General features: G+C 39.9%; 15 protein-coding genes and 1 other RNA gene. 6 read left to right on the forward strand and 10 right to left on the reverse strand.

Translation table 11 applies throughout. From position 1 onward, the window contains the following. Window positions 1-33: 33 nt before the first annotated feature. The 4 genes from PRIP_RS13215 to PRIP_RS13230 all read right to left on the reverse strand — a co-directional run bounded on the left by PRIP_RS13215 (window position 34) and on the right by PRIP_RS13230 (window position 3,937). Window positions 34-1,335 (reverse strand): SdrD B-like domain-containing protein, encoded by a 1,302-nt coding sequence (locus PRIP_RS13215; RefSeq protein ID WP_036101601.1) that lies wholly within the window; start codon window positions 1,333-1,335, stop codon window positions 34-36. A 26-nt stretch (window positions 1,336-1,361) separates the two neighbouring features. Further along, window positions 1,362-1,550 (reverse strand): hypothetical protein, encoded by a 189-nt coding sequence (locus tag PRIP_RS13220; RefSeq protein WP_036101602.1) that lies wholly within the window; start codon window positions 1,548-1,550, stop codon window positions 1,362-1,364. A 255-nt stretch (window positions 1,551-1,805) separates the two neighbouring features. Beyond that, window positions 1,806-3,287: an AcpB/EbpR/MafR family transcriptional regulator gene (locus PRIP_RS13225; protein WP_036101604.1), complete on the reverse strand. Its 1,482-nt coding sequence runs from the start codon at window positions 3,285-3,287 to the stop codon at window positions 1,806-1,808. Further along, the gene (locus PRIP_RS13230; RefSeq protein WP_036101606.1) at window positions 3,275-3,937 is read right to left on the reverse strand and encodes a Crp/Fnr family transcriptional regulator; all 663 of its coding nucleotides are present in this window, start codon (window positions 3,935-3,937) and stop codon (window positions 3,275-3,277) included. The genes PRIP_RS13225 and PRIP_RS13230 overlap by 13 nt, the downstream gene beginning before the upstream one ends. A gap of 517 nt (window positions 3,938-4,454) precedes the next feature. Here PRIP_RS13230 and PRIP_RS13235 point away from each other — a divergent pair. Beyond that, entirely contained in the window at window positions 4,455-5,150 is a 696-nt protein-coding gene (locus tag PRIP_RS13235; protein ID WP_036101608.1) for a Crp/Fnr family transcriptional regulator, read from the forward strand. Between the two features lie 92 nt (window positions 5,151-5,242). Here the strand turns inward: PRIP_RS13235 and ffs are convergent. After that, an RNA gene (gene ffs, locus PRIP_RS16835) (signal recognition particle sRNA large type) lies at window positions 5,243-5,509 on the reverse strand. Window positions 5,510-5,653: 144 nt separating this feature from the next. On the opposite strand from ffs, the gene PRIP_RS13240 reads away from it, so the two are divergent. Continuing rightward, window positions 5,654-6,226, forward strand: a complete 573-nt coding sequence (locus PRIP_RS13240; protein WP_420912128.1) for a GRP family sugar transporter — start codon at window positions 5,654-5,656, stop codon at window positions 6,224-6,226. 146 nt (window positions 6,227-6,372) lie between these two features. Continuing rightward, window positions 6,373-7,092 (forward strand): SDR family NAD(P)-dependent oxidoreductase, encoded by a 720-nt coding sequence (locus PRIP_RS13245; protein ID WP_036101610.1) that lies wholly within the window; start codon window positions 6,373-6,375, stop codon window positions 7,090-7,092. Between the two features lie 140 nt (window positions 7,093-7,232). Here PRIP_RS13245 and PRIP_RS13250 read toward each other — a convergent pair whose 3' ends face one another. The 3 genes from PRIP_RS13250 to PRIP_RS13260 all read right to left on the reverse strand — a co-directional run bounded on the left by PRIP_RS13250 (window position 7,233) and on the right by PRIP_RS13260 (window position 10,164). Further along, a complete protein-coding gene (locus PRIP_RS13250; protein ID WP_036101612.1) occupies window positions 7,233-7,604 on the reverse strand; it encodes a hypothetical protein in 372 nt (123 codons plus the stop codon). Between the two features lie 282 nt (window positions 7,605-7,886). After that, a complete protein-coding gene (locus tag PRIP_RS13255) occupies window positions 7,887-9,416 on the reverse strand; it encodes a gluconokinase (protein ID WP_036101613.1) in 1,530 nt (509 codons plus the stop codon). Between the two features lie 331 nt (window positions 9,417-9,747). Further along, window positions 9,748-10,164 (reverse strand): putative mucin/carbohydrate-binding domain-containing protein, encoded by a 417-nt coding sequence (locus PRIP_RS13260; protein WP_159101550.1) that lies wholly within the window; start codon window positions 10,162-10,164, stop codon window positions 9,748-9,750. A gap of 333 nt (window positions 10,165-10,497) precedes the next feature. On the opposite strand from PRIP_RS13260, the gene PRIP_RS13265 reads away from it, so the two are divergent. From PRIP_RS13265 to PRIP_RS13275, 3 genes are all read left to right on the forward strand, one after another. Continuing rightward, the gene (locus tag PRIP_RS13265) at window positions 10,498-11,610 is read left to right on the forward strand and encodes an S-(hydroxymethyl)glutathione dehydrogenase/class III alcohol dehydrogenase (RefSeq protein ID WP_036101618.1); all 1,113 of its coding nucleotides are present in this window, start codon (window positions 10,498-10,500) and stop codon (window positions 11,608-11,610) included. Continuing rightward, a complete protein-coding gene (gene fghA / locus PRIP_RS13270; protein ID WP_036101620.1) occupies window positions 11,603-12,433 on the forward strand; it encodes an S-formylglutathione hydrolase in 831 nt (276 codons plus the stop codon). Before PRIP_RS13265 ends, fghA begins: the two co-directional genes overlap by 8 nt. A gap of 69 nt (window positions 12,434-12,502) precedes the next feature. Continuing rightward, on the forward strand, window positions 12,503-13,180 hold the full coding sequence (locus PRIP_RS13275) for a YoaK family protein (protein ID WP_036101621.1): 678 nt from the start codon (window positions 12,503-12,505) through the stop codon (window positions 13,178-13,180). 49 nt (window positions 13,181-13,229) lie between these two features. Here the strand turns inward: PRIP_RS13275 and PRIP_RS13280 are convergent, their stop codons facing one another. Together PRIP_RS13280 and PRIP_RS13285 are read right to left on the reverse strand one after the other, a co-directional pair. After that, on the reverse strand, window positions 13,230-14,405 hold the full coding sequence (locus PRIP_RS13280) for an MFS transporter (RefSeq protein ID WP_036101623.1): 1,176 nt from the start codon (window positions 14,403-14,405) through the stop codon (window positions 13,230-13,232). Between the two features lie 125 nt (window positions 14,406-14,530). After that, a complete protein-coding gene (locus tag PRIP_RS13285; protein WP_052008936.1) occupies window positions 14,531-19,078 on the reverse strand; it encodes a collagen binding domain-containing protein in 4,548 nt (1,515 codons plus the stop codon). Window positions 19,079-19,425: the final 347 nt, after the last annotated feature.

A 19,425-nucleotide genomic window follows, 5' to 3' on the forward strand; every position in this document is an offset into this window, starting at 1 on the left:
TTACTGTTTCCATCAGAGCCGTAACCTTGTCCACTAACAAAGCTGTAATCGGCTGGGATTAGAACTTTTTGTATAGTAGTCTCCTTGAGCTACTTGTTGGAAAGAATAGTTTCCACTAGCATCTGTTTTTTGTGTTGCGATTGTGTTTCCTTGTACGTCGTGTAATTCAACTGTTACACCAGAAATTCCTGATGCTTGATCACTTTTCACAGAGCCAGCAACAGAAGAATTAGCAGTTGTTTTTAAGCCTAAATTCAATTCATTGCGAAGATTTTGTTCATTCCCTACTGTAAAATATCCTGTACTACCGTCTGCACCATAATACGTACTAGATGCGTATTGATAGCCTGATGGGATAATTGCTTGCGCATAATAACGTCCTGGTTGTACAGTAAAACCATAAGCGCCAGTGCTATCTGTAACCGCTGTTCCAACTTTATTTCCAGCATAATCATAAAGGTTAACTGTTACATTTGGAATACCCGCTTCATTACTATCTTTTTGACCATTTCCATTGTCATCTCTGTACACGAAGCTTTGAATGGTTCCTTGCTGTGGATACAGCCCAAAATGATAGCCTGTAATGGATTGATCACCTGTGATTGTAATATATCCAGAGTTACCATCTCCACCGATGCCTTGTGTTGTGAATAGTTTTTCATTTGATGGAATTGTTGCCATGTCTACGTGAATATAGTAAGTGCCATTTGGAATTTCAGTAAATGCATATTCACCATTTGCGTCTGTTGTAGATGTTTGAATAAGTTGTCCTTGATCAGAGTACAATTGGACCTTAATTCCTGCAACTCCTTTTTCACCACTGTCTTTTTGGCTATTACCGTTCAAATCTTCAAACATGAAGTCTTCGATTGAGCTAGTGCCTACTTGCTTCACTGGTGTGAATGTAAAAAAGTTACCAGTAACTGTAGAGCCGTTTGAAATTGTGAAGTAGCTTGAGTTGCCATCGCTTGGATTTAGCCCTTCTGCAGAGAAAAGTTTTTCATCGCTTGGTAAATTGTTTACATCTACGTTCAAATAGTAAGTGCCATCATCTAGATTATCAAACAGGTATTTCCCTGTGGCATCTGTAGTGACTGTTTTTACAAGTTGGCCTTGATCGTTATATAAATTCACTTCAATGCCGGCAACACCTTTTTCACCGTTGTCTTGAATTTTATTACCATTTAAATCTTCAAACATTGTGTCTGTTACTACCCCTTGTCCAACTGCTGCGGACGCTTGATAAGGGTGCAATGTTGGAACTAAGCTACCTGCTACTAAAGAAACTACTAGTAAGCTAGAACCCCATTTTTTGACCATTAAGTTCTTTTCCATAATTTCCTCCTGATATAAAAATATACTTACATTTCTTCTTGTGTCTCGCTTGATTTACGTTTGGCATTTACGAATAAAATACCTGCTGTAACAGCTGCTAGCGCAACTCCTATTGTTGCTGCCATTAATGGATAGCCCTGTAGAAAAGCTACTCCTAAGAGTGGGCCTCCTCCAGTCATTGGTACTAAGGGGTTCAAATTTCCTCCTTGACTCATACTATTCCTCCTTTCATGACCTAAAGAAATGAATAAATGATTGGATGCATCATTTACACTCTTATCTTAATCCAATTCTTTACTATTTTTTTATTTAAAATGATAGGTTTTAAAATGGTGCTTAATCGCTGTGGCAAGATGTTTTTTAGTTTTTTTGAATAGGAATTTTGCTGTTCAACTGTTATGAATAGAGCTTAGATTTGCTAAATTTTTAGGCTTGCTTCGGGAATTTGCTCGTTTTTAAATAATTTGGTGTTAATGTTTATAGGCTGTATCTTGAATATAGGAAAATGATACGACGTTTGAATATGGGTTGAATTGTAGGCCTGCCAATTGATTTCTAATATTACTAATGTCTTTTGGATTCGGGACATCACTAATCACAACGACGGGCAAAGTTCCGATTTCAACTTCTATATCGCTGATTAGCATGCAGTATCCTTCCATATTGCATTGTAAATCGGCTTCTGTAACGGAGAACAACTCAAAATGGCCTGATAGATGTTCTTCTAGACTGATTCTGATGAAAGTTTCCCATAGCTCACCTTTAGCCGTGAGTAACGCGATGCGTTTTCTTGCTCTTTTTAGCGTGACTAGCAAGATGAGCATTTCCATGATGTTTTTGCGGGTATTGATTTTATACATTGGGTGGGTCTTGCTGAATTCGTTGTAAAATGCGCTTACTTTTTTAAAGTCGGAAGGATATAGTCGCTGCACTTCGTTATATAGTTTTCCTTCTTCGTAGTCGAGGTAATCCGCCATATAGGTCCCTATATCTTCAAAAACGAGCTGAGTATGCAAAAGCGTGAGAAACTGTGTATTGGTCGTCAAACTCTGTTCTACGATTTTTTCTGCTTGGCTGACAAAATGGCTTAACCCTTCAATTCCATAGATAAAATTAGAGCTGCCAACCGGTGCTGGGTATTCTTTTAGTTGTTTGCTAATAACATAGGTTAGCCAACTGTATTCTTCACGGGATACGTAGAGATTAAGTTTTTCGCGAATTTCTTTTATCATGCAAAAGACTGCTACGGAAACGTTTGGATTAGCGGTTTCGCTAGATATATTTTCACCAATTTCATTTTTTTCTTGGACGCGGATGATGGTAATGATGGTGAGTAAAATGATTTGTTGGGCTGTTTTGGCGGGCAGATGGTTATCCATTTCTAATTCGAGCCTAGCAATAAAATCCTGAAGAATACGAAGGGCTTCGTCTGGCATATCTACATCTGAGTTCGCTTCATTTATGAGCTGAAAATAGAAATTCCTGATGTCGGCTTCTTTTCCAGATAGTTGGAAAGGACGTTTGGAGATAGAGATATGGAATTTGGCTAGTCTTTGGTTGATATTACGAATGCTTTTATAGAGTAGTGGCTGAGAAATGAATAGTTCTTCTGCTATGTTTACAACGCTGTCATGTTGTTCTCTAAAAGCAGCGGAAAGCAGTTTGAAGGTGAGTGTTTCTTTGATTAGTATTTGCTCTACTTCCAAGATGGAGCGATTGCTCGGTTTTATGAGTTGGACGCCTTTATAAGAAACTGTTTCTATTTCAAAGCCTTCTGGTAAAATTTCTTCAAGTTCTGATAAATACCTTTTCATCGTTGAAATTGTTACATTAAATTGTTCTGATAAATCTTTTAATTTTATAAAAAAACTATTTTTATTAAGAATGTTCAATATTTTTATAAGCAAATTGGTCTTTGTTTCAAGTGAGAGTAGTGAGCCTACAATTCCCAAGGTCCGTCACCGCCTTTTGTTTTGATAATAAAGTGGTATTTTTCTATTGCTAGCCAGCCTTTTGCGATGTATATTTCTGTGATTCTTTTGATTGAATTGAGTGTCATATTGGTGTAGTCCGCTAGGAATTTTTTGTTAAAACATCTCGGAATAATCCAACCTTCTTGTGCTGGGGTTCCAAATTTCTCTGCGAGTTGGCATAATGCTTCTTTTACGCGGTCTTGACCGCTTTTATATAATAGGAGCTGATTTTCTACAAGAATTTCATTTTGTTTCTTCTCACGGAATAGTAAATAAAGCCAGCCTTCTTGAAGACTTAATAGGAGGAATAAAGTATCTTTTTTGTCAAATGCCAGCACCGCTCCTGCTTCAAGAACCTCATATTTTTCGACATCATTTTTTTGAAATAAGAAAGAATTAAGGCCTATGAAGCTTCCTCCTCCAATAACCGCTAATGGGACACCTAGGTTTTTTTGGGCCAGTGTTCCATTTACGATGTAGTAAACGTAGTCGCTAGAACTTGTTAGGACATCTCTTTTCTTTATCTCCATTTTCTTGGGAGTCAACGAGGAAAGCTGTCTAAATAAGTTTGAATCATTGAATTTATTCTCGAGCGCATCTCTTCCATATAATTCTAATATTTGTTCCATTTCATGATCTCCTTCACTATTCTTATTTCGATTTACGTGTGTTCTTTCATTGGTTCTCCACGTTTAAATCTTAACAGCTCTTCTTTAATTTAAAAGTGCGTTTTTTGGACTTATCATTACTTATTTGTGTACTTTCTGTCACAACTTGATAAAATTAACCTTCTTTTCTATGCTTTTTTGCAAACCAAATTGCTTTATTTATCAATAAGTTTACTACTGTTTTTCTGTTCTTCTTGTACCTTAGTATATTCTTTTTATTTTTATTCATATTTTCTTCATATTATTTTGGCTGGATTTAAAGGTAGGAAATAATAATAATTCGTAGATTTTTTATTGCCTTTTGGTACTTATGCATGGGGAATTTCTTTTAAATATGAAGTTTTCGTGTCTTTTTGTTAATTTGAATTCATACTTAAAATAGTATTATTTTTGCGATTATTGTTCTGATTTTGGACCTTATGTTTATGTGTATTTATTTTGGTTAATACATAGATAGACAGATAGGAGGAAGAATATCATGTATAATTCAGAATATATTAACAGTATGACTAATTATAACCGGATACTGCTTATGTTGAACAAAAGTGATGATTTTTATGAACATGCTCATCAGTCAAAACTTAAAAAAGGAGAGAAAATATATCTAGACGCGCATCGTAATTATTGCTACCTCATTCAAAGTGGTTTTATACAAGTATCGAATGTCATTGATGGCAAACCTAATTTTCTTTATATTTCGCAACATGGGGATTTTCCCGTTCTACCTGTTATTAGTAAATATATACCTAGGGAAATAAGGTTGGAGGTGCTTGCTGATGCGCTTGTTTGGGTGATTGATTTTCAATTTTTGAAGAACTGCTTATTACTAGAAGATCCAAAAAACTTTGTGCTCCTTTCTCAAATGGAAAATATTATTATTGATATCGCTCGTGTTAACACGTTAGCTCAGATTAGTGCCCAGCAACGGATTCAGTATCTTTTAGAGTATCTTGCTGAGAATTTTGGAATCGTTGATGGGCAGGGTTACCGACTATTGCCTCCCTTTTTGACTTATAATAAGCTCAGTGAATTTTCAAACCTTTCGAAGAGTCACACGATTAAAATTGTGGAAAAGCTGAAAGAGGACGGACTTATTACGATAAAAAAAGGGCAGTGGATTATTCTTGATATAGACGCGATTAGGGTATCACATTTTTTTTGTAGCACCTTTTGATTAACCGAAAAAAATACTAAACAGATTCAGATATGTAAAAAAAGCCTTCTCTCAAAAAATGAAAGAAAGCTTTGGTATATTCTAATTTAATGCCATGCACCCTACTCCGGCGATGCATCCATCTGCGTTACCTCTGCAGTTAGCTCAGCCCAGGCGACCTCGCGGCACATGGAAAGCACTGCTTAATGCTGCTTCCTTCCGGACCTGACATGGTTCACAGGTTCCCATTGCGCAAGACCCAGACGTCAACACCACTTACAAAGGGCTGACCAAACAGGTACAAAGCCTCGGTAAGGAATTCAACCCCACTAGAGCGGATTGTGGGTTACAGGGCTCCGCTACGTCCCCATCTAGCATGACAAATTGGCTGCCGCTTTAAAAACGGCTCACTTATTAATATACCTTTATTTCTATGAAAGTGCAAGTAGAAACTTGTGCTTTTTTCTTAAAGAGAAAGTCGCAATGTCACGGCATCATAAGCGGGAATGCTATTATCTGGATTTATGACTGGTTCTTCGATTGCATTAATCCATTCTGCATTTTCAAATTCTCCACTAGGTAAATCGATTTTTTGCGGTATTTTGGCAGTAATTTTAATATTAATTGGGGTTGTAATGACCGGGTTTCAAAAACGTGGGAATCATATCGCGGAGTCGGTTTCCATTCATGTCTACGGTACCGTTATTTTATCTTCGTTCTTTTTAACGCTTTACGTAGTGACAAACCAGCTATTTCATGTCACTGGCTTTTCTATCATCTTACCACAAGCCATCGGGATGCTGACATGCGCTATTGGCATTAACTTAAAGGGCAAATCTACCATTTCTAGTAAAAATGTAGCCTTCAATATGATGACTGGACTTTCTTGGTCGATTGCAAACATTGGTATGTTCTTAGCGACGGCGGTACTTGGGGTTGCGACCAGCTTCTCGATTTCACAAGCTTGTGTTATCGTGGCAACAATTGGTGGGATTCTGATATTTAAACAGAAGAAAAAATTGTTGGAATGGGGATTTATTCTTTCGGGGATTGTGTTGATTATGATTGGGGTTGTGTTGCTTAGTATGTTGAAATAGAGAAAAGGAATGCTCACCTTACAATCATAGCTCCAATTGGCGTTCTTTAAATACGAAGCTGGCAGATAATAGATATACTAAAATTTGATTAGCTCCCGATTGTGGTTTATAGTAAGAACCATACAAAGAACAGGAGATGAAAAGTGATGGCGAAAAAAGTTTTTATTACCGGAGCAAACAAGGGGATTGGCAAACAAGTCGCATACCAAATGGGAAAGAACGGCTGGACCGTTTTGATAGGTGCACGTGATGAAAGCCGAGGACTTGCAGCGGCAGATGAGCTTAAATCTGAAGGCATTGATGCGATCTATGTAAACATTGATTTGCAACATCCTGAAACCATTTCGTCCGCGGTGAGCATCATTAATTCACAGCATTCTGACTTAGCTATGCTGATTAATAACGCGGCCATTCCAGGTGACATGAAAAAACCTGGCTACGAGTTTACCTTGGATGAGCTACGAGAAGTTATGGAAACAAATGTATTTGGCACATTTGATCTTACGCAGCAATTACTACCTGTGCTCGAAAAAAATAACGGCCGAATCTTAAATGTATCTATCCCCATTGGTATGTCAGACTTCTTTAATCCATTTGCTTATAAGATGAGTAAAGCAGCGCTAAATACGATAACGCAAAGCTTAGCGCAGAACTTTTCACAGGCAGCTAAGCCTATTGAAATTTTTGCTATCATGCCTGGTGGAACAACAACTGATTTAAACGGAAATATGACTGGTGATTTCATGAAAACAGCTCCTGAAGCAGGAAAACTAATTGCCGATATTATTTTTGATGGACAAAATCACAATAGCGAAATCATTAATTTCAATGGTAAAGTAGCTGATTATAATAACGGTTTGTTTTAATTGCTGGAATAAGCGTAGTCAAAATAGTAATGACATTCATTATCCAATAAAAAAGCAGATACAATGGTGAAAATAAAAAATAAGGAGCAAAACCAACAAACTGGTCTGCTCCTTATTTTATATATTGATTTGTACTTAAATCAACGCGGTGTGAAATAGGCGTATTGTTTATACGTTTGTTTATTATGTTTTACGATAATCTCTACTTTCACGCGGTAGCCTTTCGTTGCTGAGCTGATGTAGAACTTCTTCGCTACGCCCACTTTTCCAGATATTTTTGTTTTCGTTGATTTATAGTATATCGTGCCTGTGTATGCAGTGTTTTTAGGTACACCCGCTATGTTTAGTGTCACCCAACTCCGCTGTTTTGGTGTCGTTGTACTTAAAGATACTTTGACCGGATTCTTTACTGCAGCTTCGGCTTGGATTGCTGAAACGCCAGTAATTCCCGCTGAAACTGGTGAAAATACAACTAGGACGGCCATTAGAAATAACGCTATTTTTTGCTTCATTGACTTGCTTCCCCTCTTTTTATTAAGTTTTTTACAAACCATTACAAATTTATAGTATCACGGTTTCCATACATTGTAAAATTTAAACAAAAAAGAACCAGCTCACTCATGGCTAGTTCTTCGGGTTTCTTATGCGGTAAAGTATAACAAATTTACTAACACTGCGATTAGTGTTCCTAAAAGGCAGATTCCAACTAAAACAATTAACGTCCAAACTAACTTACGGTTCATTTATATCACCCCACGATTTATTTGTTACCGATGCAATTTTTATCTGTTATTTCACTCTATCTTACCATTGAAATGGCTTTTTTGCCAATCAATTAGGCGTTCGTAACTACTCATTAACTGCTCGTTCATTTGCTTGAAAATGGCCTTTAGTTCCTCGTATAGGACAACATTCTTTGGATTAGGCTGGTAGATTTGCTTTGGTGATAATTTAGCTGGTAATTCAAGCTGGTCGTGTTCGTTCAAGGCTTGCATGGCAAGAATTGCTGCACCGAGACTAGAGCCTTCGATTGTATGCGGCACAATGACTTCACGGTTAAAGATATCAGCGATGAGTTGGCACCAAACCGGGTTTTGTGAAATGCCACCTGTAACGTAGAGCTTGTCCCTCGAATCACTGATTGCTTCATACACATGGGCTAGATTGAACGCAATACCTTCCAAAATCGCACGGATAAAATGCGCGCGTTTATGATTGATTGTTACGCCGATGAAACTACCACGAATTTGATCTGTCCAGTACGGTGCGCGCTCGCCTAGCAAATACGGCTGGAAAAGCAAACCGTTTGCGCCAGGACTTGTTGTTTTTAAAGCATTGATAAAACTTGTAAAATCATGATTTTCACGTTCGGATTCCGTGCCAAACTGTTCTAGTCCCCACGCGATGACTGCGCCGCCATTGTTTACTGCGCCACCTTGGACAAAATAACCGTCCGCGACACCGTAGCAAAAGGTTCGTTGCCAATCATCGACGTGGAATTTTTTCGTGAGCTTGCGAACAGCACCGCTTGTACCAACGGTTAACGTGACATCATGTTCGCCAACAGAACCTATACCTACATTGGCTAGCGCCCCATCGCTACTCCCAACGACGAAAATCGTGTTTTCCGCCATATGTAACTTGTTTTGCCAGCTAGGTAGGATTTTTTGAAAAGTCTTCGTTTCCGTCACTACTTTTGGCAGTTGGTTGGTTGTAATGCCTGTAATATCAAGAGCTAGCGGTTCCCACTGGTGTGCTACAATGTTGTACAAGCCTGACGCTGACGCCAAAGCCTCATCAATAACATATTCCCCAAACAACGCGTGCAAAACATAGCTTTTAATACCAATAAAATACGCCGTTTTGGCAACAATATCAGGAAAATCGTCTTGTAGCCAGCAAATCTTGGCGAACGGGCTCATCGGATGAATCGGCGTTCCTGTTTTTTCGTACACTTGATGCAGGTAAAAATCACGTTTTCGTCGTTCCAAAGCCTCGCTGCTGCGATTATCCGCCCAAGTGATGCAATTCGTCAACGGCTCTCCGTCAGCATCCACCGCAATCAAACTATGCATCGCCGCGCTAAAAGCCACTGCTTTCACCGATTCTGCTTCCAGCTCAGAACACTCCATCACCGCATTCATCGCCGTCACAACCGCATCCAAAATCGCCTCCGGTTCCTGTTCTGCCATACCTGAATCATCCGTTAAAAGCGGATAGCCTCGCGATTCCCGTGCTATAACCTCACCATTCCCGTCAAAAATCACCGCTTTCGTACTCGTCGTTCCGATATCGACTCCCATTACAAAAACCGCATTCTCCATCCACGTCACCCTCAATTTTTCCTCATTTGTCCCCAATTATAACGATAAAAAAAGCGGAGTCAAGGTTTACCCCTCGAATCCCACTTCCCGTTCAATCATAAGACCAGCCGTTTCTACTAAACCAGTGCGCATAAAAATATACCGCTGATCATAAAACGAAAACCTATCTTTGTTCACCTAGTTATTGTTTTCAATGTTTTCGCCTCTATTTCTTTTTATTTATGATACCTTATTGACCAAATCATTTCCTTCTAGTTTGGTTACATCTGGATTACGATTTCATCACATAGAGAATGGCAGGAAGCATTATCACTTCCCGACATTCTCTATATTATTTTGCTATCAAACCGTTAGCAGCCACAAGGTATTCATTCTGCGATGCCATACTATAATTTTCTTTCGTATTAATATCTGTTACAACAAGACGACCTGGCTCTTGATGCGTAATCTTGATGGTATAACCGTCTTTAATTGGAATGTCCAGCGTTTCTGCTTTTTGCGTTGCATTTCCAATAAACTCCTTTGCATATACGACTTTCCCCGAAGCATCACTCACTTCTATACTCGCATAAGTCGTTGAGAAATAATAATGTGGTGTCGTTGCTTTGATATCCACATGCATCACATTCTTTACTTTATCTAGTTGAAGTGTAGCAAACTGATTGTCACTCAATCCCTTGAATACAAAATCAATATTTTCGCTGTATATCTTAGCTTTTGTAAAACGAGATAGAGATTTATTATTCACTTTTATCGATTCGCAAAAAAATACTGAGATATTAACTTACTGAACTATCGTAGCATACTTTTTTGCTTATTTTAATCCCCACTGTTTTAGCATTTTTATTAATTAAATCTATTATTTTTCAACAATTTTGTGAACAAATGTAAATTTAACACACCAAATCTGACTTGGCGTAGTTTCTTGATACTATCCATACTCGATTTGTGATTACTAGCCTCGGACTACAGTTGAAATTTTTAAAATTTCCAATCAAACCGCATCTTTGTTATCCCGCCGCGCCTTGTAGTATACTTAACTTGTATGCTAAAAATAGCAATTGCGAAAGGAAGATAATATATGAAATCACGTGCAGCAGTGGCCTTTGCGCCTGGAAAACCTCTTGAAATCGTTGAAATTGACGTAGAGGCTCCGAAAAAAGGGGAAGTTTTAGTTAAAATAACAGATACGGCGGTTTGTCACACGGATGCTTATACACTTTCGGGTGATGATCCAGAAGGTGTATTCCCTGCCGTTCTAGGACATGAAGGTGGCGGTATTGTCATCGAAGTTGGGGAAGGCGTGACGAGTGTTGCTGTCGGCGACCATGTTATTCCGCTTTACACGGCCGAATGTGGCGAATGTGAGTATTGTACTTCGGGCAAAACGAACCTTTGTCAAGCAGTCCGCGAAACCCAGGGGAAAGGTTTAATGCCAGACGGAACGACGCGTTTTTCTTATAACGGAGAGCCAATTTATCATTACATGGGGACAAGTACGTTCAGCGAATACACAGTGATTCCTGAAATTTCACTTGCCAAAATCAATCCGGAGGCTCCGCTCGAAAAAGCATGCTTGCTCGGATGTGGCGTAACAACAGGCATTGGCGCGGTTCACAATACGGCGAAAGTTCAAGCTGGCGATACGGTTGCTGTTTTTGGACTCGGTGCGATTGGTTTGGCAGTGATTCAAGGCGCGGTGCAAGCTTGTGCTAGCCGGATTATCGCGATTGATACAAATCCGGATAAATTTACACTAGCAAAAGAGATGGGCGCGACAGACTTTGTGAACCCGAAAGATCATGCGAAGCCGATTCAAGAAGTGATTGTGGAAATGACAAACGGTGGCGTTGATTTTAGTTTTGAGTGTATCGGAAATACCGACGTGATGCGTTCAGCGCTGGAATGTTGCCATAAAGGCTGGGGGGAGAGCGTGATTATTGGGGTGGCCGCAGCTGGAAAAGAAATTAGTACGCGACCATTCCAACTTGTGACTGGTCGTGTGTGGCGCGGTTCTGCTTTTGGTGGTGTGAAGGGGCGCAGTGAGTTGCCGGGCATGGTAGAGCAAGCGATGAAGGGCGAAATTAAACTCGATCCATTTATTACGCATAATTTGCCGTTTGCAAGCATTAACGAAGCGTTTGACTTGTTGCACAAAGGGGAATCAATTCGGACGGTGCTTTCCTATGACTGAAAAACTGGAATTATTAGAGGAGCATCGTGTATTTGATGGAACGCAACGGAAATATCGCCATCATTCTGAGACGCTACATTGCGCGATGACATTTAGTCTGTTTTTGCCGAACGTGGAAAAATTTCCGAATCCGTCGCTTATTTGGTGGCTTTCGGGCTTGACGTGTACGGATGACAATTTCACGCATAAAGCTGGAGCTCAGAAAGAGGCGGCGGAGCTTGGTTTGGCGTTGGTAATGCCGGATACGAGTCCGCGTGGTGAGACGGTGGCCGATGATGAGGCTTGGGATTTAGGGCAAGGCGCTGGATTTTATGTGAATGCGACGCAGCAGCCATGGGATACGAACTATCAAATGTATGATTATATCGTGACGGAGTTAACGGCGATTGTACGCGAGACGCTTGGTTTGAATGGTTCGGAATCGATTATGGGACATTCGATGGGAGGCCATGGTGCGCTTGTGATTGGTTTGCGAAATCCGGATCGTTTCCGCGCAATTTCAGCATTTTCGCCAATTGTGAATCCGAGCGATGTGCCCTGGGGTATGAAAGCTTTTGACGCCTATCTTGGAGCAGATAAGCAAACTTGGGCTTCTTGGGATGCTTCGAAGTTGTTGGCGGGATATGACGGCAAACCTATACCCATTTTGCTCGATCAAGGTACTGCTGATAATTTTCTACATGTGCAGTTACAACCTGAAAATTTGATTGCACCAGAGGGGTATCCGCTTGAGATTCGTATGCAAGAAGGGTATGACCACAGCTATTACTTTATCGCGAGTTTTATCGATACGCATTTGAAATTCCACAAAAAATATTTATAACAAGGTGTGGCGGGGTAGCTAAAACAATCCCCTCCACGCCAATTAACTTATTGTAAAGGATGATTATATATGCCTTCTCATGAACATCCATCTGTAGGTCTATCACTTACGTTTATCAGTGGCATGATTAATACAGCTACATATATCAACTATCAAACATTTGCTACCGCTCAAACTGGAAACCTGATTCTTTCGCTCAGCCAACTGTATCATGAACAGTGGGAAAGTGCTGGAAAAAAACTTCTCTCCATTCTATTTTTCTTTTTAGGCATTCTTTTTGCTATGTGGATAAAGGACTATTTTCTAAAAAAGAACCCCTCCTTCCATTGGCGTTTATGCTTATTATACGGACAAGTATTGTTATTTTTAGCTTTTTGTTTACCCATTCTACAACGACACCCATCCGTCGTCGTAATATTGATTTCTTTCGTTGCGGCTATTCAGTGGGAATCCTTTGATAAAATAAATGGATTACCTTATACAAACTTGTTTACCACTGGAAATTTAAAAGGGATGGCGACTAGTCTCTATGATTTTAGAAAAACAAAAGAAGCGGCGGCTAAAATTCGATTTATTCATTTCTCGAAAGTAGTGATTGCCTTCATATTGGGCTGTCTCATGACCCTATTTTGGCTATCCTTGATACATATCAATATTTTTGTAGCTATTTCCGGTGCCTTTTTCTTGTTAGCGCTCTTTAGGTCCTATTGGATTCTGAGAAGAAATGGCCCACAGGAAATGAAGTGACAACTGGTGCCTCTTTTGTATGAAAATCAACTCTGACTCAACCTCATTTTCAGGCTGTTTTCTTTATTTTTGCAACGTTTCCTGTAAATATACCAGCAACGCAAATCGCGATGAGTACGAAAATAAATGCATTTAGCAAACCAAAATAATTAGCCAAAAAACCTAAAATCGGTGGGCCTGCAAGGGAAGCGCTATATCCTGCTAGTGTCACCAAACTCACCCGTTTCACCGCGTATTGGCTCTCATCGCCTGCAGCTGAAATTGCCATTGGGAAACCAAGTGAAGCACCTGCGCCCCACAAGAAAATCGCAAAGATACAAACAATGACCGAAATTTTCAAAATAACGAGTAGCAGGCCAATCGCCGCTAAGGCTACCGCCACGCGAAGCAATAACACACGACCGTAAGTATCAATTAATCGCCCGCTCAGCAAACGGCCGCTAATCATGCCCGCCAAGAATATACCATAAATCACCGTGCTCAAACTATGCGACACATCATAACCGTCCACCATCGCAAGCGGAATCCAGTCATTCGCCGAACCTTCGACAAACGCCAAACACAGCCCCATAATCGCCAAAGCTATCGTCCGTTTATTCAGCCACAATCGCTTATCAGCAGCCGATTCTTCCGCATTCGCTTTCTTATCCGCCGCCGATTCCTTCCCGATTCCCGCCGGCACAAAGCGCGTCGAAACCATCAGAATCGCAAACAACAAACACGCGACAACCACTAAATGCGCACTAACCAAGACACCTAATTTTATAAAAAGTACCCCGACTCCCGCGCCGGCAAGCGTCCCAATACTAAACGCTGCATGCAGCACTGGCAAAATGGTCTTTTTGATGCGGTATTCTATCTCGGTTCCTTCCAAATTCATCGAAACATTACACATTCCCGCACCCATTCCAAAAATAAATAGAGCTGCAAAAACAACGACTTGACTAGCCATCCAAGCTCCCGTTGCCAACATCAAAAAACCACCAAACATAAAGAAAGCACTTGTCATAATAGCAAAACGGCCTCCGCGTGCCCGCACAAATACATTCGCAAGTACTAAACCAAGTATAGAACCAATCGACAAACCTAATAAAATAAGTCCCATCGTTCCCGCCGTTGCATGAAGGGCATCCCGCAATTCCGGTGTCCTCGAAATCCAACTTGAAAAACTAAAACCACATGTCGTAAATATAATTAAAATCGCATAATACCATCTTTTCTCCATAAAAACTCCCTTTGAAACTATAATAATTTAAGTATAGCGGTTGGCGATTAAGAAAGTAAAGAACAAAAAAGCTATTACCTCATAAAAACAATGTGTTTCTACGAGATAATAGCTTGTCGTTTGTTTTATTTACTTATTCTTTTGCGAGTGTATAGAATGCCTCCTAGAAGCATTGCATAACCCAACAATGGTAGGAAATCATTTGCTGTGTCGCCGGTTTCTGGAAGGTTTGATTTTTGTGCTGTCTTGTTTTTTGCAGAAGTTATTGGTTTTGTCATGGGTGCTCCTGATGCCGATACTTGAAGTGGTGTTAAAGGTACTTGTGTTGTCGGCACTATTGTTAAGTGTGCTGGATTTGTCATGGTTGTTTCTACCGGAGTAACTGATTGATCTGGTTTTGTTGTATCTGGTTCTGTGGTACCAGGTTCTGGTGTATCTGGTTTTGTTGGCTCTTCTCCTTGTGTGTCATCGATTTCACTTGGAGTTTCCATTTTTTTGTTCGTTGCTTCGATTTCTACAAATGCTTGTTGTGATTTCTCAATAGTGAATGGTAGTGGGGTTTCATCTAGTTGATAACCAGTAGGCGCACTTGTTTCGACAAAATTATAGTCTCCTGGGAGTAAACCAGAAATTGTAATCTGACCTTTTTCATCGGTTTCGAGGTCCGCTTGAACAATATTTCCTGAACTATCAAGAAGCTCAAATGATGCACCTTGCAAATGCGTAGCCTTGTCTGTACTATCCACTTTTGTTAATGTAACGCCACCTGTGATTAATGTATTTTCAATGATTTGGTAATATACATTCTCTGTAGTTATTGCTTTGGAGATAGTGATTGGTATTGGTGTTGCATCAAGTTCATAATCGTTCGGTGCGCTTGTTTCTATTAGTTGATAATCGCCGAGTGGTAAATTGGTGACTGTTACGGTTCCTTCGAAGTCACTGGTTAGCCCTTGATACACAATGTTTCCTTGGCTATCGAACAAATCAAATGTAGCACCTGATAGCGGTGTTTTGGTAATTGAATCTTGTTTCTTAATGATTAGTGTTCCTAGTATTAATTCGTTTTCAACCGCGACTCGGGCTGGTTCTGTTTGCTTTTCATCAATTGTAAATGGATGTGCTGTTGTATCAAGTTTATATCCTGTTGGTGCGCTTGTTTCAACGAAGGTATAATCTCCAGGTGTCAAATTTGTTACGTGAATTTCGCCGTTTGCATCTGTTTGAAGGTCGGACTGAATGACTTGATTTCCTTGCATCAGATTAAATACAGCGCCTTCTAAATGGTTGTCTGTACCTTTTTCAACTTTTGTTAAGATGGCCTCCCCTACAAATTTATCATTTTCGATGACTAGCAGCGGCTCTTTTTGATCCATTTTAAATGTAATACCTCCTTCTGATGTATCGGATTTGAAATAGCCTGTCGGTGCGTTTAGCTCTTTCACTAAGTAATCACCATAACGGATAGATGCAAAAACAATATCTCCCGCTTCATTCGTTGTCGCTTCTCTTAAAAGAACTGTGCCATCGCTATTGTATAATCCGAATTCTGCTCCTGATAGCGTGCTTTTTGTTTTAGCGTCGACTTTGCGGACTGTTAATGTGCCGCGTTCAGCAGAACCGCTACCTGAACCTTCGGAAAACCTAACAATGACGTCGGCGCTTGTTTTGGTTGATTCATCTGTTAAATTAGAGCCAGCTAGATTAACGTCGTTGCTTACTACTTCGTTGTCTCCCGCATCAATATACGTATCATATTTCAGGATATAAGCGCTAGTAATTGTGTCAGTAAACGCTATTTCGAACGTTTGCTTTCCAGTTTCTCCATCTGTGTGAATTGTCAGCTTGTAGTCAACGTCCGGAACGAGCGCCTTGTCTTGTGTGAAGGCACCATTTTTTTGGACTTTGGTACTGTAAAGCTTGATGGAATCGGCTAATAATATTTGGTTCGATTTTGGTGTGTCAATAATTTTAGCATCGGTGATCGTGGACTGTCCTGCATTGACATTCACCGTCCAATGGAGCGTATCGTCTTCTTGAATCCCAGATTTCGCTACGTATTCACCGCCATTTGGCACGTTAACAAAGCCTGTAACTGTTGTTTTTGGTGTTTCCCCGTCATATAAAGTGGCAGAATTGAGATATGTTGGGACAATTTTCTCATCTGCTATACTCGTTTTGAAAGTGACATAATAAGCTTCTGTGATAGGTTCTTTGAACGTGACAAGAACAGTATTTCCACCCGTGTCTAACGTGTAGTCGGATGAATCAACAATGCCGCCATCGGAATAATTATACGGTTCTTTGCCTAGTTTCATTTTGTGAACTTCCACTGTGTCTGGTAGCAACTTTTGGTCGGAAGGAATAGCATCTTTTAAAATAGGCTTGTCAATCGTTAGTAAATTGTAATTAAAGCCTACCGTCCATGTGATTTCTTTACTTTGCGCATCATATGCACCTAATTTGAAGCCATTTTTTTGTGTGTAATAGTCTGGTTCCAAAGATGCCGTGTCCGTGCTCGAGCGTTTTTCGTCTGTTTGCCCCCATTCTAGTCGGGTGTCGTTTTGGAAGGCTGTTCCCGTTTTAATATCCTCAAATAGGAATTTCGTATCGTACGTGAGATTTAATGTATGTGTCATATCGCTAGCATAGCCGTTTAATAGCGTAATGACAAAGCCATCTGCATTTGCTGTTATGTCGTAATCCGCGCCTTGAACGAGTGGCTTATTAGCCGCATCCTGATCTACCAATTTTAATGTTTCTGGCAGTAATGTTAAACCTCCCGATGCGAAACTATCACGGATGACTGCATTGTCTAGCGAATATTGATTTGTGTTGATTTGTTGTGCCCAACTCATTGTCTTCGTACTATAATCAGAATCAACAAGCTGTTTTGTGATATTTTGAGTTGCAACGCTTACTGTTGCGCTTTCCTTCGGCGTATTCGTTGTCTCCACTTCATTCTTGACTGTCGTTAAATCAGATGCCGTGTCTTTTAGCGATGTTTCATACGTGATTTCGTAAGCCGTGGAAATATCATTTTGGAACTGTAAGTCAAAACCGTTTTGTGTTGTAGTAGTTGTTGGTATCACTTGATAATCAGATGTCGGCAAAACTGCCCCCGCAATGACTTTTCCATTTGCATCTAAGGTTATATTTTTTACGACAACCGAGTCTGCCACTAATTGGTGTACGTTGTCAAACAAATCATGTAATACCGCATCCTTTTGCGCTACTGATTTTTCGTCAAAGTTGTAGGAAATTGTCCATTTGATACGCTCTGTCTTCGGATCAAAGACACCACGTTTTTTCAAATGGTCACCACGCTTAATGGCCACTGTAGCCGAGGTGCTAGCTTTCACATCATCATTTGTAAACACGGCAGCATTTTTAAAACTCGTTTTTGTTGCATCTTCAATTTTTGTTTTGTAGCGAACTTCGTATGCCGTGCTTTTCCCATCTGCAAATTGAATTTCCAATGACTGTCCTGTACTGCTTCCAATCGTATACTCGGATACATCCGCCAAGCCATCTAATTTTGCCGTGCCATCTACAGAGACTTGTAAGCGATAGACTTCAATGCTATCTGTATCTAGCGTCAAACCAGCTGGTAGCGTATCTTTTAGCGAAGCGTTATGCAATACATCCTCTTGTCCATTCACGCGTACCGTCCAGTTCACCCCATCTGGACTAAATGCTCGATTCGCTGTCCCTGCTTTTGTCACATCTTCTGCATTTTGCGGAATGAAATGCAAATCGAAACTGTCCTTGTCGGCCACCGGAAATGTCACCGTCTGCGTTGTATCTTTATCTGTCTTGCTCAAATCAAATCGTGTATTAAATTGTAGCGTCCCTGTCACGTTTGAATCTAATTCTACATTTTCATTGAATGTCATAGTTACTGTACCGTCCGTTCCCGCTACAAAGGTACCATAATCACCCAATGTGCCCGTTACTTTCGAATACAATGTGAAAATATCTGGCAACTTAAATGTATACGTGTCTCCAGCCTTTGCATTTAATGAGTCTGGTAGTGCCCATTCATATGCTAGACGCGCTGCTGTATCAACAGTTGGTCTATTAGCCTCAGTGAAAGCCTTTCCATTTGTATCTGTCAGTTCTGCACTAGTCACAATATTAGTAGTAATTGCTGTTTTCAATGCTTGTAATTTAGGTTCTGCTTTTATCGGAACCCGTACTTGCTTCGAGTTCTTTCCCGTGTCTAACGTTAATAGTATCTCTTTTGCATTTTTTTCGGTATTCAATGCAGCTAAAATCTCAAATGACCCGTTTTCTGAACTAGGTATCTCTTTTTCTATCAAAATTTTCATTTCTTGCTTATTTGGGTTAACAGTTACCCTTCCATACTGTGCTCCCGTCTTGCTCACCAATGCCATTTCATCTTTCTGTACCACAACATTTTTGGGGATGGCCAAGCTAATTTCCCCTGGCTGGGTGATATTTCCATTATTTCCCCAATCATAAGTAATAACTACATGGTCCTTAACATTTAGAGGTGGTGAATTCTCATCAACTATATTCCCCTGTTGCGTTTTAACCCTAACATCCTGTACAAAATCTTTGTCAGAAACATTAGCGCTAACTGGAATTGCCGATACAAACTGAAACAATAACAACATCGATAGCAAAGTAACACTCATTAGCTTTTTCATCTTTCATTCCCCTTCTTCATTCATTTTCACTTTCAGACTGCGTATAATTTTATGCTGAATCTGGGTCGCCCAATGTGCTTTATCGTCATTCTTAGATGGCTAAAACAAATCGTGCGTCTAATCAAGATGTATGTATGTGAGAATGTTTAGCTTTGAGCCAAACATTGTAACATTTTTAATTTGTGTATAAAATGTGTCTGATTGGCACACTTTAGATATATACATAACAAAAAATGTATTAATTATCCTAAACATTATCATATATAGATTAAAAACGCCAGAAAAGACCTGTATATCGTTAAACAATTTAACGAAAACAGGTCTTAAGATTGTGACATATATTTCTT

The organism is Paenilisteria riparia FSL S10-1204 (genome assembly GCF_000525995.1).
Lineage (GTDB): Bacteria > Bacillota > Bacilli > Lactobacillales > Listeriaceae > Listeria_A > Listeria_A riparia.

Coding starts and splice junctions, on each gene's coding strand:
- PRIP_RS13275 (WP_036101621.1), top strand. CDS start 12,503: ATGCCTTCTCATGAACATCCATCTGTAGGTCTATCACTTACGTTTATC.
- fghA (WP_036101620.1), top strand. CDS start 11,603: ATGACTGAAAAACTGGAATTATTAGAGGAGCATCGTGTATTTGATGGA.
- PRIP_RS13245 (WP_036101610.1), top strand. CDS start 6,373: ATGGCGAAAAAAGTTTTTATTACCGGAGCAAACAAGGGGATTGGCAAA.
- PRIP_RS13220 (WP_036101602.1), bottom strand. CDS start 1,550: ATGAGTCAAGGAGGAAATTTGAACCCCTTAGTACCAATGACTGGAGGA.
- PRIP_RS13230 (WP_036101606.1), bottom strand. CDS start 3,937: ATGGAACAAATATTAGAATTATATGGAAGAGATGCGCTCGAGAATAAA.
- PRIP_RS13240 (WP_420912128.1), top strand. CDS start 5,654: ATGACTGGTTCTTCGATTGCATTAATCCATTCTGCATTTTCAAATTCT.
- PRIP_RS13280 (WP_036101623.1), bottom strand. CDS start 14,405: ATGGAGAAAAGATGGTATTATGCGATTTTAATTATATTTACGACATGT.
- PRIP_RS13255 (WP_036101613.1), bottom strand. CDS start 9,416: ATGGAGAATGCGGTTTTTGTAATGGGAGTCGATATCGGAACGACGAGT.
- PRIP_RS13250 (WP_036101612.1), bottom strand. CDS start 7,604: ATGAAGCAAAAAATAGCGTTATTTCTAATGGCCGTCCTAGTTGTATTT.
- PRIP_RS13265 (WP_036101618.1), top strand. CDS start 10,498: ATGAAATCACGTGCAGCAGTGGCCTTTGCGCCTGGAAAACCTCTTGAA.
- PRIP_RS13235 (WP_036101608.1), top strand. CDS start 4,455: ATGTATAATTCAGAATATATTAACAGTATGACTAATTATAACCGGATA.
- PRIP_RS13215 (WP_036101601.1), bottom strand. CDS start 1,335: ATGGAAAAGAACTTAATGGTCAAAAAATGGGGTTCTAGCTTACTAGTA.
- PRIP_RS13285 (WP_052008936.1), bottom strand. CDS start 19,078: ATGAAAAAGCTAATGAGTGTTACTTTGCTATCGATGTTGTTATTGTTT.